Here is a 14,084-nt window from a genome sequence, read left to right as displayed (position 1 = left end):
CTACTGTAAATTCAGCAAATCTAGGATTTACAGCTCAAGTAGCATTACCATTAGATACAAATACAATTATGGTAACATCTGAATTAGATGGAAGAGAAACAGAACCATCTCCAGCTGTTACAGTGATTAAGGATAAGGTAGCTCCAGTATTAGTAGTATCTGAACCACTGGATAATGCTAAGATTAAAGTAGAATCAGTTCATGTAATAGGAAATGTAGTAGATAATATAGAATTAGCAAAACTTGAAATAAACGGAAAGGTAATAGTATTAGATGCAGAAGGAAACTTCCATGAAAGACTAATGCTTAATCCAGGAGCAAATACTATTACTGTAAAAGCAACTGATGGTGCAGGAAATGTGACTACAGTAGTTAGAACAGTATTAGTAGAGTTAGAAGCACCAGTTATTACAAATATTGAGCCATCAGAAGATATGGAACTAGAAGCAGGGGATGTATTAACTGTTAGCTTCAACGCTCCTAGTGGTGGTAATGGATACTTTAGATTGGTAGTTCCGTTTGGATTACAAAACAATGACCTAGGAATTCCAATGACTGAGGTAGAAGGATTATATACTGGAACATGGACTGTACCAGCAGAAGTTGAAGCAGAAAATGTTCAAGTAGAAGTAGTATTTGTAAATGCTCATGGTTATGAAGTAACAGAAATGGCAGAAGGAAGAATCACAATAGTATTAGGTGATGATCCTGAGAATCCACCAGCACCAGCAAGAATTACAAACCTAATGCCAGCTACAGATGAGGAACTTTATTCAGGAGAAGCTTTAGAGATAAGCTTTAATGCACCTGCAGGCGGATCTGCATACTATAGAATAATGCTTCCATTTGGACCAATGAACACTAACCCTGGAAATCCAATGACTGAAGTATCACCAGGATTATACAAAGCAACTTATACAGCTCATGATGGCGTAGTGGCATCAAACTTACAAATAGAAGTAATATTTGTAGGAGCAGATGGAACTAGGTTAAGCCAAATAGCAGAAGGAAAATTAACTTTAGTAGGTAATATGCAAGCCCTTCCAGTAAGCTCAGTAATCATAGGTGATGAGGCCTTTGATATGGATTATCTAAACAATAATGCATACGCACAAGCTAGGCTAATAGAAGCTTATAACAATGGAGAAGAAATATATACTAAGCTTAACGAAAATACCATTGTTACTGAAACAGGTAGAAAAGTAACAATAGATGTATTACCGGAAATGGTAAGATATCACAACACCCAAGGCATAACACTATACGCAAAATAAAAGCTTAACCCCAATAAGTTTGGATTTCGGTGCCAGGCACCGATTTCCAAACTTATTTTTGTTTACTCAGAAAAATATATTTTCAGAAGATTAAAAAAATGTCATATTATGTCGATATATTGGGTATATATCTATAAAAATAAGGGGGGCTATTCAATGAAATTAAAAGGTAAACTGCTATTATTTACAACATTAATCTGCATTTTTTCAATTCTTCTTATTTCAATTATTAACTATTCAATATCAGTTAAGAAACTTGAAGCAACAATGAACGAGGTTGTTGAGATAAAAGCTCAGTATACGGCACAGGAAATGGATAAATGGTTAGGAATACAAAAAAACAATTTAACTGCTACGCTTAATGTGATTTTACACAATAACAATCATGAGGCCTATTATATGAAATCCTTGATGAAAAAGATCACAGCAGATAATCCGGACAATTTCTATTATGTGGGCTATAATAACAAGGAGACCTACCTAGGGGCGGATGTAAGCTTACCACCGGATTTTGATGTGACTACTAGACCATGGTATGTAGGGGCAATGGGTACTGAAGATTTTTTCATCACTGAACCATATATAGATGTTGTATCAAATGATATAGTCATTACTGTTTCAAAACAATTCAAGACTAATAGTGGGATGAAGGGTGTAATAGGAACTGATATATCTATCAGTTATTTAGTTGATTTAGTAGCTACTTCAGATTATGGTGAAGGCTCTTATGCTTTTTTAATCGATGACAACGGGAATATACTCACCCATCTAAATGATGAATTTAAGCCTAATAAGGATGGTAGTTTTATAAAGGAAGATGAAATTTTGGAAGGTAAAATATCAAGCCTTATGGGAAAGGACAATTTGAAACTAAGAGATAGAGAATTAAAGGACTTTGATGGTATGGAGAGGGTTTTTTTCTTTGGAAATGTGGAAGAATCAAATTGGACAGTAGGAGTAGCTGTAACGTCTGATAGTGTCCTAGGTAGTGTCAATAGAGTTATATTACTGACAGTCATTGCTGCTGTAGTTGTACTTTTAATAGCTATTTTAGCTTCACTATATATTTCAAATAATATTACTAAACCTATCAAGGATTCAGTTAAAATTGCAGAAAGTATTTCAAATTTAAAATTATCTATTGAAATTGAAGAGAAAGATTTAAACAGAAAAGATGAAATGGGGCAGATGTATAAATCCTTCAAATTAACAGTAGAAAAATTGAAAGTATTTATGGGAGATATGGACAGTTCCATTCGTATAAATCATGAAATACATGGAGAAACTGCAGAAAAAATACATTACTTACTAGGACAAGCAGAGGATACTTCAGCTACAACTGAAGAATTGTCCGCAGGAATGGAAGAAACATCTGCCACAACAATATCAGTAAATGAGTCTGCATCTGAGATAGAAAGGGCAATTTCTGATTTTGCTGAGAAGGTAGAAGAGGGTGCCAATACATCGAGTGAAATAAGTGTGAAAGCTGATAAATTAAGTGATCAATTTATTAAAGCTAAGGATAAGTCCATGGGCATATATTCAAATGCTAGAGAAGAAATAGAAAAAGCTATAGTTGCATCAAGGGAAGTAGAAAAGATAAATGTATTATCAAATGCAATACTGGCAATATCTGAACAAACTTCCTTGCTATCATTGAATGCAGCCATAGAAGCAGCAAGGGCTGGAGAATCAGGTAGAGGATTTGCAGTAGTAGCGGATGAAATTAGAAAGCTAGCTGAAAACTCTAATTCAACCGTAGGTGAAATACAAGATGTAACGGGAGTGATTACCAAATCTGTTGAAGAGTTGACATCAAGAATATCCCAGGTCATGGATTTCCTTGAAAATGATGTGACTAAGGATTATGAGATGATGGTAGATGCAGTAAATCAATATAGGGACGATGGGTCATCACTTTACAATATAATCTCTGATTTAAGTGCAACATCAGAAGAACTTGCCGCAACTGTAAATACCATAGCTGAATCTATGAAAGAAATTTCAATAACAGTAGAAGAATCAACAGTGGCAACTACAAGTATAGCTGAGAAGAATATGAATATAGTTGAAGCTATAAATGAGATAAACTCAATAATCGAAAAGAACAAAGATATATCCGACAAACTAGAAGAAATAGTCTCTTTAGTTCAATTCTAACCAATAAGTTTAAAAATCGGTGCCAGGCACCGATTTTTAAACTTATTTTATTTTCTCCCAAAAGGAGGATTTCTAGAATCTATGTCGAATACATTATATAACCAAATAAATTCTAGGAGGTAGAGTTATGTTGCTAAGAAACAAAAGAATTTATAGTTTAGTATTGGCATTGCTTATGCTAGTGGGTATTATGATCCCATCTGTAACTTTTGCTGATGCTGAAACTGTAAAGATTACTATTTTGGGAACTACTGACTTACATGCTAACATTTATAATTGGTCTTATGAAGATGGGAAGGAAACTGAAGATTTTGGTATGGCAAAGGTTTATTCTGTAGTTAAGAAGGTAAGGGAGGAAAACCCTAATACACTCTTAATAGACAATGGTGATACTATCCAGGGGACTATACTATCTGATGATTTGTACAATTTTAACTTAGAATTAAAGCATCCAGTAATTGATGTAATGAATTTTATGGGTTATGATTCATTTACTTTGGGAAATCATGAGTTTAACTTTGGATTAGAAATGGTGAAAAAGATTAAAGAGGAAGCAAAATTTCCTATATTAGCAGCAAATGCTAATTATAAAGAAGATGGTTCATATTTAGTAGAACCATATGTAATTAAGGAAGTGGGAGGCGTTAAGGTTGGTATATTAGGACTTACTAACCCGAATATCCCAAGATGGGATGGACCTAAGGTTGGGGATTTAGAGTTTGCAACACCTGTAGAATCAGCAGAAAAACACATTAAGGAAATGAAAGAAAAAGGAGTAGATTTAATAATTCTTTCTACACATATGGGCTATACTTCAGAATACGGTGGAGATGGAGCAGATGAAATTATTGCTAAGTTCCCTGAAGTAGCTGCAGTAATAACAGGACATGGACATGTAACTGAAAACCAAAAGGTTGGAAACACCTTGGTTGGAGCTGCTAGAAATGAAGGTAGGCAAGTTGTAAGATTTGACTTTGAATTGACTAAGAAAGATAATACCTGGGTAATTGTAGATAGTAAAGTTGATATTATAGAAGTTAAAGAATATGAGGCATCTACAGAATTAAAAGAATATGCAAAAGGCTATCATGATAAGACATTGGACTTCTTGGTTGATGTTATAGGAACAGCCAGTGCAGATTTTGCTCCGGCCTCAGAAATTCCAGGTATTCCAGAAGCTCAACTTAAAGACACAGCGGTAATTGATTTAATTAACGATGTTCAACTTAAAGCAACTGGCGCAGATGTTGCAGGGGCAGCATTGTTTGCTTCAGGTTCTAATCTAAGAGCTGGAGATATAACTTATGCTAGTATATTTGAGATCTACAAATATCCTAATACTTTAGTGGGAGTAGAGGTTACCGGAGCTGAATTAAAAGCTTATATGGAATGGTCAGCTGCTTATTATAACACTTTTGTTCCTGGAGATATTAATTTGAGCTTTAATCCTAAGATTAGAGTATATAATTATGACATGTTCCAAGGCGTAGATTATAAGGTAGATGTGTCTAAGCCAGAAGGAGAAAGAATTGTAGATTTGAAATTAAACGGAGAGTTATTAAAAGAAACAGATACATTAAAATTAGCTATAAATAACTATAGATATGGTGGATTGATGAATATGGGCATTATTAGTGGCGAACCGTATTTTGAATCAGATCCAAAATCATTAAGATCCTACATTGCAGATTATATAGCAGAACAGGGTGTTATCGAACCTAAGGTGGATAACAACTGGGAAGTTATAGGGGCGGATTTTAATCACCCATTAAGAGACTATATTATTGGTGAAATTAAGGCAGGCAATATTGAGATACCTAAATCAGAAGATGGAAGAACAGTCAATGTTAAGGCTATTAATGCAATTGATATGATAGAAGGAGGTTTAATTCCAGAGGAAGTATTAAAAGCAAATATGCCAGTCGCCGAAGAATATGTAGTCAAGCCAGGGGATGTTCTTTGGAAAATTGCTAAGATGTATAATACTACTTGGGAGAAATTAGCAGAGTATAATAACTTAAAAAATCCTCACCTAATCTTCCCGAATCAAGTAATATTAGTTAAATAAGTTCAATAAGTTTAAAAATCGGTGCCAGGCACCGATTTTTAAACTTATTTTATTTTCCAAAAAAGAAGGATTTTCAGAAAATTTGTAGAATAAGTTATATATATAGTGTAATGGGTATGATTACACTAAGTAAAAATTTAGGGGGGTCTATACATGAATTTTAGAAACAAAAGAATTGTTAGTCTATTTTTATCATTAGCCCTAGTAATAGGAATATTGGTAGGAGCAGTACCACAAGCATATGCTGAGGAAGCAGCTAAGGTAACTGTTGACATTTATTCATTTAATGATTTTCATGGTAATGTAACTGATTTAGGCAAGGATATAGGTATGGCTAAGATGATTGCTTACTCTAAGACTATCTTAGAGAATAATCCTAATTCCATATTTGTATCAGCAGGAGACCTATATCAAGGTACTGCAATATCAAATCTTACACATGGTAAGCCAGTAAATGAAATGATGAAAGCTATGGGAGTAACAGCTTCAGCCATAGGTAATCATGAGTTTGACTGGGGAGTAGAATTTATACCAACATGGGCTAAAGATGGTGGCTTTGATTTCTTAGCTACAAATATTGTAGATGCAAAGACTAAAGAACCAGTAGAATGGGCAAAACCTTATAAAATAGTGGAAAAAGGCAACCTAAAAATAGCTTTTATAGGTTTAGCACATCCAGATACAAGTACTCTTACTAAAGCAGAATTTGTAGGAGAATTAGAATTTACAGATCCAGTTGTAGCAGCAGAAACATGGGTTAAGTTTTTGAAAGAAGGTAAAGCAGAAGAAGGTACTCCAGATGTAATCATAGCTCTTACTCACTTGGATTCTAATCAAAATAGAGATACTAAGGAAGTCACTGGAAACGCAGTGGAACTTACAGCAGTAGAGGGTATAGATGGAATAATTTCTGGACATAGTCATCTAACTGTAGCTGGTAAAGTAAATGATGTTCCAATAGCTCAAGGATATAAAAATGGTCGTGGACTTGCAGTATTATCTATTGAATTAGATAAGGATAATAAGGTAGTATCCATAGAGCCAAGATATGAGGATTTAGCAGCTAAAGCAGCTGATATAGTGGCTGATGCAGAAGGGCAAAAGCTGTTTGATGAATATAAATTAGCAGCAGAGCCAGTACTTGGAGAATTACTTGGTGAAGCAGCAGGTGCTTTTGAACACAATAGTAGAGAAAATAATGTTACATTATTAGGTAGATGGTCTTCAGAAGTTATGAAGGAAAAGACTGGAGTTCAAGTAGCTATTCAAAATGGTGGCGGACTTAGAAGAACTTTAGAAAAGGGCACCATAACTATGGGAGATTTATACGAAATAATGCCATTTGATAACCAATTAGTAACTTTAGAAATGACAGGTGCAGATTTAAAGAAGGCTATAGATCATGGTATAAATAATCCAGATATAGGAAATGGCCAATTTGCAGGACTTATCGTTGAATTTGATAAAGATGCAGAATTCGAAAACAGAATAACTAAGATAAGCTTAGAAGACGGTACTCCATTAGATATGAATGCATATTACACTGTAGTTACAAATGATTTCCTAATTACAGGAGGAGACAAGTATGACTTCTCAAATGCTAGAAACATAGTTGATACATTCATTCCTATTAGAGATGTTTTAGTAGAAGCTATAAAAGAAGCTAAGGTAATTACACCTGAGCCTGTAGACTATTTATTTGAAGCTGTTGCTAAAGCTGAAGAGAAATATGTTGTAAAAACAGATGATGTTCTTTGGAAAATAGCTAAGATGTTTAATACTACTTGGGAAAAGTTAGCTGAATATAATAATTTAAAGAATCCTCACCTAATCTTCCCTAATCAAGTAATATTAATTCCATAAATAAATTAACTCAAATAAGTTTAGATTTTGGTGCCTGGCACCAATTTCTAAACTTATTTTTATTTTGATGGGAGTAAATAGAGGATATTTCCAATTTATGTCGAATACTTTATGTATGAGATATGAGGAGGGATATTTATGGGAAGAAGGCCAAGGATAGAATATTACGGTGCAATTTACCATATTATTCACAGGGGGAACAATAAAAGTTTTATATTTCAAAAGAATGAAGAAAAAACTGCTTTGTTAAATATCTTAGGCGAGGTAAAGGAGATATTTGATTTTAGTTTATTATCGTATGTGATTATGGACAATCATTATCATTTTGTCGTAAAAGTGCACAATATTCCCATTAGTCAAATAATGCATAGAATTAATACAAAATATGCTAAATATTATAATCTTAAGGAGGAAAGATCAGGTTCTCCATTTGAGAGTAGATATAGAGGAATCATTGTTCAAAATGAATCCTATCTTTTCAACTTAATTAAATACATTCATAACAATCCAGTATATGCTAATATATGTACCTCAATGAGCCAGTATAAATGGAGTTCAGATATGTTTTATAGGATGAACATAGGCAATCTTGTAAATATTGAGAAATTACTAGAAATATTTTCCTTAGACAGAGTAGAATCCATTACGAAATATAAAGAGATGATGAGCGGACCACCAGATGACTATAAAACTTACAATGATTTATTTGAGCAGGATGAAGTAATAGGCACAGAAAAATTCAAGAAATCCTTAGAAGAAGAGAGTAAGACACAAAAGGAAATTGAGCTTGATGATATATTAAAGGCAATATGTCCAGCCCCTTCGGACTATGAGTTAATCAAAGAAGCCTCTAGAAAAAGATATCTAATAAAATACAAATATGAGTATGCAATTGAAGCATTAAATCAGGGATATAGAATAACTGAAATAGCCAATAATATAAAATTAAGTAATACTGCAATAAATAAAATACTAGAGTCCTCCCAATAAGTTTAAAAAACGGTGCCTGGCACCATTTTTTAAACTTATTTTTATGAATAAATTTTACTAATATTAAATAGTATTAATAAAGTTTATAAATATATTCTAGACATGTTATTAATGTCTTTAATAAAATAAAGGAGGAATAAAGGATGAGGAAAAAATCTTTTCTACTTATTTTATCAGCAATTCTAGTTTTAGCTTCATTATCAGCTTGTGCTACACAGAAAAAATCTGGAGGAGATAGTGATGTTATTAGAATAGGTGTATTTGAGCCTATGACAGGTGCAAATGCTGCAGGTGGAGAAATGACAGTGGAGGGCATTAGACTAGCTAATGAAAAGGTTGGTACAGTGCTAGGTAAGAAAGTTGAATTAGTTATAGCAGATAATAAATCCGACAAGGTAGAGGCAACAAATGCTGCTTCTAAGCTTATTGATAAGGATAAGGTTGTTGCAATCATTGGTAGCTATGGTAGTTCATTATCCATGGCAGCTGGAGATGTGGTAAAAGATGCCAAGGTTCCAGCAGTAGGTTGTTCACCGACAAATCCACTCGTTACATTAAACAATGATTATTACTTTAGAGTATGTTTCATTGATCCATTCCAAGGTACGGTTATGGCTAACTATGCATATGATTTTTTAAATGCTAAAAAAGTTGCCATAATTCAAGATGTACAACAAGATTACTCCGTAGGACTTTCCCAATATTTTGAAAAGGCTTTTGTAAAATTGACAGGATCAGAGAGCTCAATTGTAGGAAAAGCTTCATATAATACTGGAGATCAAGATTTCTCAGCTCAGCTTACTAATATCAAAGGATTAAATCCAGATGTAATATTTGCTCCAGGAAATTATGGTGAATCAGCACTATTAATTAAACAAGCAAGAGATTTAGGTATTACTATTCCAATACTAGGTGGAGATACTTGGGAAGCTCCTGAATTTCTAGATATAGGTGGGGAAGCAGTAGAGGGCGTAGTATATAGTACTCACTTTACAACTGAATCTCCTGTGACAGAAATGTCCAAGACTTTCCTAGCAGATTATAAAACTAAATATGGTACAGATGCCAATGCATTTGCAGCTTTAGGATATGATGCTTATATGGTAATTATAGATGCTATAGAAAAAGCTGGTACAGCTGATCCAGTTGCTATTAGAGATAAAATTGCTGCAACTACAGAATTTATAGGTGCCACAGGAATTATTACTTTAGATGAAAACGGGGATGCTGTTAAATCAGCAGTTATTAATAAAGTGGAAAATGGAAAGTTTGTATATCTAACAACAGTAGAGCCAACAAAATAAGCAATAAATGGGGGAATGAGCATGGACATTCAAGAATTTTTTCAACACATTGCCAATGGTGTGTCAGTAGGCAGTCTCTATGCTCTGATTGCTATAGGATATACTATGGTTTATGGGATATTAAGACTTATTAATTTTGCCCACGGAGATATATTTATGCTAGGTGTTTATTTGACTTTTTATGGCATTACTTATACTTCAATACCATGGTATATAGTATTTATACTAGCTTCAGTTATTACTGGATTTTTGGGACTATTACTAGAGAAACTTGCTTACAAGCCTCTTAGGGGATCTCCAAGGATTACTATATTAATATCCGCCATAGGTGCATCATTTTTATTACAAAACCTAGGTATATTAGTGTTTGGGGGAAGGCCAAAGGCCTTTCCAATCCCTGATGTCTTCAATAAGGTTGTCCAGGTTAGAGGGGTTTCAGTAGGTATTGTCAACTTTGTAATTCCAATAGTTACAGTAGTTCTTTTGATAGGTCTAAACTTTTTTATTCAAAAGACAAGAACTGGGATGGCAATGAGAGCTTTATCCAAAGACTACGAAGCAGCTAGTCTTATGGGTATAGATATCAACGGAATAATATCTATTACTTTCTTTGTAGGTTCCTTCTTAGCAGCAGTAGGTGGTATTTTATGGGGAATCAAATATCCCCAGCTTATGCCTCATATGGGTGTATTACCAGGGCTGAAATGCTTCATAGCAGCCGTAATCGGTGGTATAGGTAATATCACTGGGGCTGTTATGGGCGGATTTATTCTTGGACTAGGTGAAATATTATTAATAGCATTTTTACCTGAATTAACAGGATATAGAGATGCATTTGCCTTTGTTTTATTAATTATTATACTCCTTGTTAAACCTACTGGTTTAATGGGAGAAAAAACAGCGGAGAAGGTGTAGCCTATGAAAGAGAATAAATTATTTAGAAACTTATTATTAATAGGTATAGTTATTATTGCTTTAATTTTCACAAATTTATTTTTAGATAACTATAAGGTGAAGATAATAAACCTTTGTGCTATTTATATAATACTTGGCCTTAGTATGAATCTGATTAATGGTTTCACGGGATTATTCTCATTAGGCCATGCAGGTTTTATGGCAATAGGTGCTTATACTGTGGCAATTCTAACTATGCCTGTAGAGATGAAGGAAATGAATTTCTATATGAAGCCTATGTTATCATCTTTACTAAACTTAAATCTGCCATTTATTTTGGCATTGTTAATGGGTGGACTTATGGCAGCCATATTTGGATTTTTAATAGGGGCGCCAGTATTAAAGTTAACAGATGACTATCTAGCTATTGCAACTTTAGGCTTTTCAGAGATTATAAGAATTGTATTTATCAATTTGCAAAGTATAACCAATGGTTCTCTTGGGTTAAAGGGAATACCGCAGATGAAAAATGACTTTATAGCAGGAGTATTCAATGTTCAGGCTAAGCCTAATATTTTATGGGCTTGGGGAGCTGCTATATTGACCATAGTATTTATTAACCTTCTAATGAAGGGATCTTATGGCAAGGCTTTTAAGGCCATTCGTGAAGATGAAATAGCAGCTAGATCTATGGGGATAAATTTATTTAAGCATAAGGTATTAAGCTTTACTATTGGGTCTTTCCTAGCAGGAATTGGAGGAGGGCTTTTAGCTGTACACCTTGGAACTATTGACCCAGCATCATTTAAATTTGCCCTTACCTTTAATATTTTATTAATAGTAGTACTAGGTGGTATGGGAAATATTACTGGTACTGTTGTATCAGCCATAATAATAACTGTATCAATGGAGGCACTTAGATTCCTGGATGGACCAATGAATTTTGGATTCTTCACTACATCAGGATTACCAGGACTAAGAATGGTTGTATTTTCACTTATTCTTATGTTGGTAATAATATTTAAAAAGGATGGGTTTGTGAAGAATGCCCTGACGAAAGTGAGGGGAAAATATGCTAAAAATTGATAATATAACTATGAGATTTGGCGGAGTTGTGGCTGTAAATAATTTTTCAGCCCATATAAGAGAGGGAGAAACTGTAGGTCTTATAGGGCCAAATGGAGCAGGTAAAACTACTATATTTAATGTAGTTACAGGTGTATACAAGCCTACAGAAGGGAATGTATCATTTAATAAGGGAGATAAGGATCAAATAATATCAAGTTTTCGACCAGATCAGATAGCTAATTTAGGGGTATGTAGAACCTTCCAAAACATTAGATTGTTCAAGGAATTATCGGTTTTAGATAATGTGTTTATAGGAGGTCATCTAAGGTTGAAATCTGGAATTTTTTCCTCTATAGTGAGACTCCCAAGTTATGTAAAAGAAGAGAAAGAAATGATGGAAAAATCAAGATACTTACTACAAAAGGTAGGTCTTTACGAGGAAAGGGCTGAGAAAGCATTTTCTTTACCTTATGGAAAGCAAAGGCGTCTGGAAATAGCTAGGGCCTTGGCAACAGATCCAAAGCTATTACTCCTCGATGAACCAGCAGCAGGAATGAACCCTCAAGAAACACAAGATTTAATGGGATTTATTGATGATATCAAAAAGGAATTTAATCTGACTATATTTTTAATAGAGCATCATATGGAAGTGGTAATGGGAATCTGTGAAAAAATATTTGTATTAGATCACGGAATTTTAATTGCAGAAGGTAATCCACAAGAAATTCAAAATGATTCTAGGGTTATTGAAGCATACTTGGGGGTGGAATAATGCTTACTGTTAGTAATCTTCATGTTAGCTATGGTGGGATTAAAGCCCTAAGAGGAATAAATATTAATATAGAGGAAAATAAAATAGTTACACTAATAGGTGCTAATGGAGCTGGAAAATCTTCTACCTTAAGAGCTATCATGAATCTAGTAAAAAAGGAAGAAGGAAAGGTATTATATGACGATGAGGATTTAACAGACCTTAAGACCATGGATATAGTAAAGCGAGGGATAGCATTATCTCCTGAGGGTAGAAGGGTCTTTGCCAATCTTACTGTAGAAGAAAATTTAATTCTTGGAGCATATACTAGAAAAGATAAGACTGAGATAAGTAAGGACATGAATAAGGTATATGATTTATTTCCAAGACTTAAAGAAAGATTGTGGCAAAAATCAGGTACATTGTCTGGCGGAGAGCAACAAATGCTTGCAGTTGGTCGTGCATTAATGGCAAAACCAAAGATATTAATGCTAGATGAGCCATCTTTAGGTCTTGCTCCACTATTAGTTAAAGATATATTTGATATAATAAAAGAAATTCATAAACAAGGAAATACAATATTATTAGTAGAGCAAAATGCTAAAAAGTCCTTGGAAATAGCAGACTATGGATATGTTTTAGAAACAGGATCTTTAGTATTAGAAGGTCCAGGACAGCAGCTACTAAATGATGAAAAAGTAAAAGAAGCATATTTAGGGGAAGCAAAATAGTAATAGGTTTGGAAAACGGTGCCTGGCACCGTTTTCCAAACTTATTTTTGTAATCATAATGTAACCTACTTTTTTACATTATTAGGGTATAATATAGTTAAAAGAGGGGGCTGGTTATATGAAAAAAATTGTATTATTTTTGCTAGTAATATTTATTCTTTCGTCATCAGTAGTTGTCTTTGCTGATATGGATACCAAGCTGAATAATCATTGGTCCAAGGGAATGATTGAAAAGGAATTTCTTGCATATTATTTTCCATATTTAGCCAAGGATAAATTTAGCAAACTTGACCCAAAATTAGATATGTTGAAGCAGGATTTTGCTTTGTCATTATCATCTTTAGCTAAGGATTATGAATTAGATACTACTACGCAGAATATCGGAATAAACGAAGCTTTAACAAGGCAAGAAGTGGTAGAACTAATAGGTAGGAAATTGTTAGCAATTGATATAAAAATAGATAAAAATAAGGAACTTACTTTTCAAGATATTAATACAATGGATAAAGAAAGCATAGAATTATTAAGGGTATTATATAATCTTGAGATTATTTATGGAGTTTCGGATACAAGTTTCGCACCAGACAAAAAACTTAGCCAAGCTGAAGCCATAATAATCTTACAAAGATTGAAAGGAGTATTGGATGGCATGAGAGAAATATCATTTAATATTACAGGGGTGGTCCAAGGTTATAACAATCAAGAGACTGTTATAGTAAAGGAGTTAGAGGATAGTGTATTAGTCACTTTGACTAAGGAGTTTCCTACTCCAGGATATTCATTAGGAGTGGATAAGATACTAAAAGAAAAGGATGGATATAAAATTTATCTAAAAATTACGCCACCTAAGGAAGGTATGATGCAGCTACAAGTCCTTACCTATAAAACTATGACTATAGAAATTGACAAAACTCAACTAAACCAGTTACCATATGTATTTTTGGTAGACGGCATAGAAAGCAATCTATTCTAATTAGATTG

General features: G+C 33.7%; 11 protein-coding genes. All 11 read left to right on the top strand.

Annotated features, from left to right (window positions below):
* A partial coding sequence (locus tag RIN63_RS10455) for a hypothetical protein (RefSeq protein WP_310444682.1) occupies positions 1-1,274 on the top strand: 1,274 nt, incomplete at its 5' end.
* Positions 1,275-1,430: 156 nt separating this feature from the next.
* Positions 1,431-3,434, top strand: coding sequence for a methyl-accepting chemotaxis protein (locus tag RIN63_RS10450; RefSeq protein WP_310444681.1), 2,004 nt, complete (start codon positions 1,431-1,433; stop codon positions 3,432-3,434).
* A 127-nt stretch (positions 3,435-3,561) separates the two neighbouring features.
* Positions 3,562-5,502 (top strand): 5'-nucleotidase C-terminal domain-containing protein, encoded by a 1,941-nt coding sequence (locus RIN63_RS10445; RefSeq protein ID WP_310444680.1) that lies wholly within the window; start codon positions 3,562-3,564, stop codon positions 5,500-5,502.
* Between the two features lie 153 nt (positions 5,503-5,655).
* Positions 5,656-7,365: a 5'-nucleotidase C-terminal domain-containing protein gene (locus RIN63_RS10440; protein WP_310444679.1), complete on the top strand. Its 1,710-nt coding sequence runs from the start codon at positions 5,656-5,658 to the stop codon at positions 7,363-7,365.
* Between the two features lie 138 nt (positions 7,366-7,503).
* Positions 7,504-8,355 carry a transposase gene (locus RIN63_RS10435; protein ID WP_310444678.1) on the top strand — a complete coding sequence of 284 codons (852 nt, stop codon included), beginning with the start codon at positions 7,504-7,506 and terminating at the stop codon, positions 8,353-8,355.
* Between the two features lie 143 nt (positions 8,356-8,498).
* A complete protein-coding gene (locus RIN63_RS10430; RefSeq protein WP_310444677.1) occupies positions 8,499-9,659 on the top strand; it encodes an ABC transporter substrate-binding protein in 1,161 nt (386 codons plus the stop codon).
* A gap of 21 nt (positions 9,660-9,680) precedes the next feature.
* Positions 9,681-10,574: a branched-chain amino acid ABC transporter permease gene (locus RIN63_RS10425; protein WP_310444676.1), complete on the top strand. Its 894-nt coding sequence runs from the start codon at positions 9,681-9,683 to the stop codon at positions 10,572-10,574.
* A gap of 3 nt (positions 10,575-10,577) precedes the next feature.
* Positions 10,578-11,639, top strand: coding sequence for a branched-chain amino acid ABC transporter permease (locus RIN63_RS10420; protein ID WP_310444675.1), 1,062 nt, complete (start codon positions 10,578-10,580; stop codon positions 11,637-11,639).
* Positions 11,626-12,393 carry an ABC transporter ATP-binding protein gene (locus RIN63_RS10415; protein WP_310444674.1) on the top strand — a complete coding sequence of 256 codons (768 nt, stop codon included), beginning with the start codon at positions 11,626-11,628 and terminating at the stop codon, positions 12,391-12,393. Before RIN63_RS10420 ends, RIN63_RS10415 begins: the two co-directional genes overlap by 14 nt.
* Positions 12,393-13,103: an ABC transporter ATP-binding protein gene (locus tag RIN63_RS10410; protein WP_310444673.1), complete on the top strand. Its 711-nt coding sequence runs from the start codon at positions 12,393-12,395 to the stop codon at positions 13,101-13,103. Before RIN63_RS10415 ends, RIN63_RS10410 begins: the two co-directional genes overlap by 1 nt.
* A 118-nt stretch (positions 13,104-13,221) precedes the next feature.
* Entirely contained in the window at positions 13,222-14,076 is an 855-nt protein-coding gene (locus RIN63_RS10405) for a protease complex subunit PrcB family protein (protein WP_310444672.1), read from the top strand.
* Positions 14,077-14,084 lie beyond the last annotated feature (8 nt).

The organism is Tissierella sp., from assembly GCF_031460495.1.
GTDB lineage: Bacteria > Bacillota > Clostridia > Tissierellales > Tissierellaceae > JAVKTS01.
Note: the sequence above shows the minus strand (reverse complement) of the source record. Positions and strands in the feature narration are given on the sequence as shown.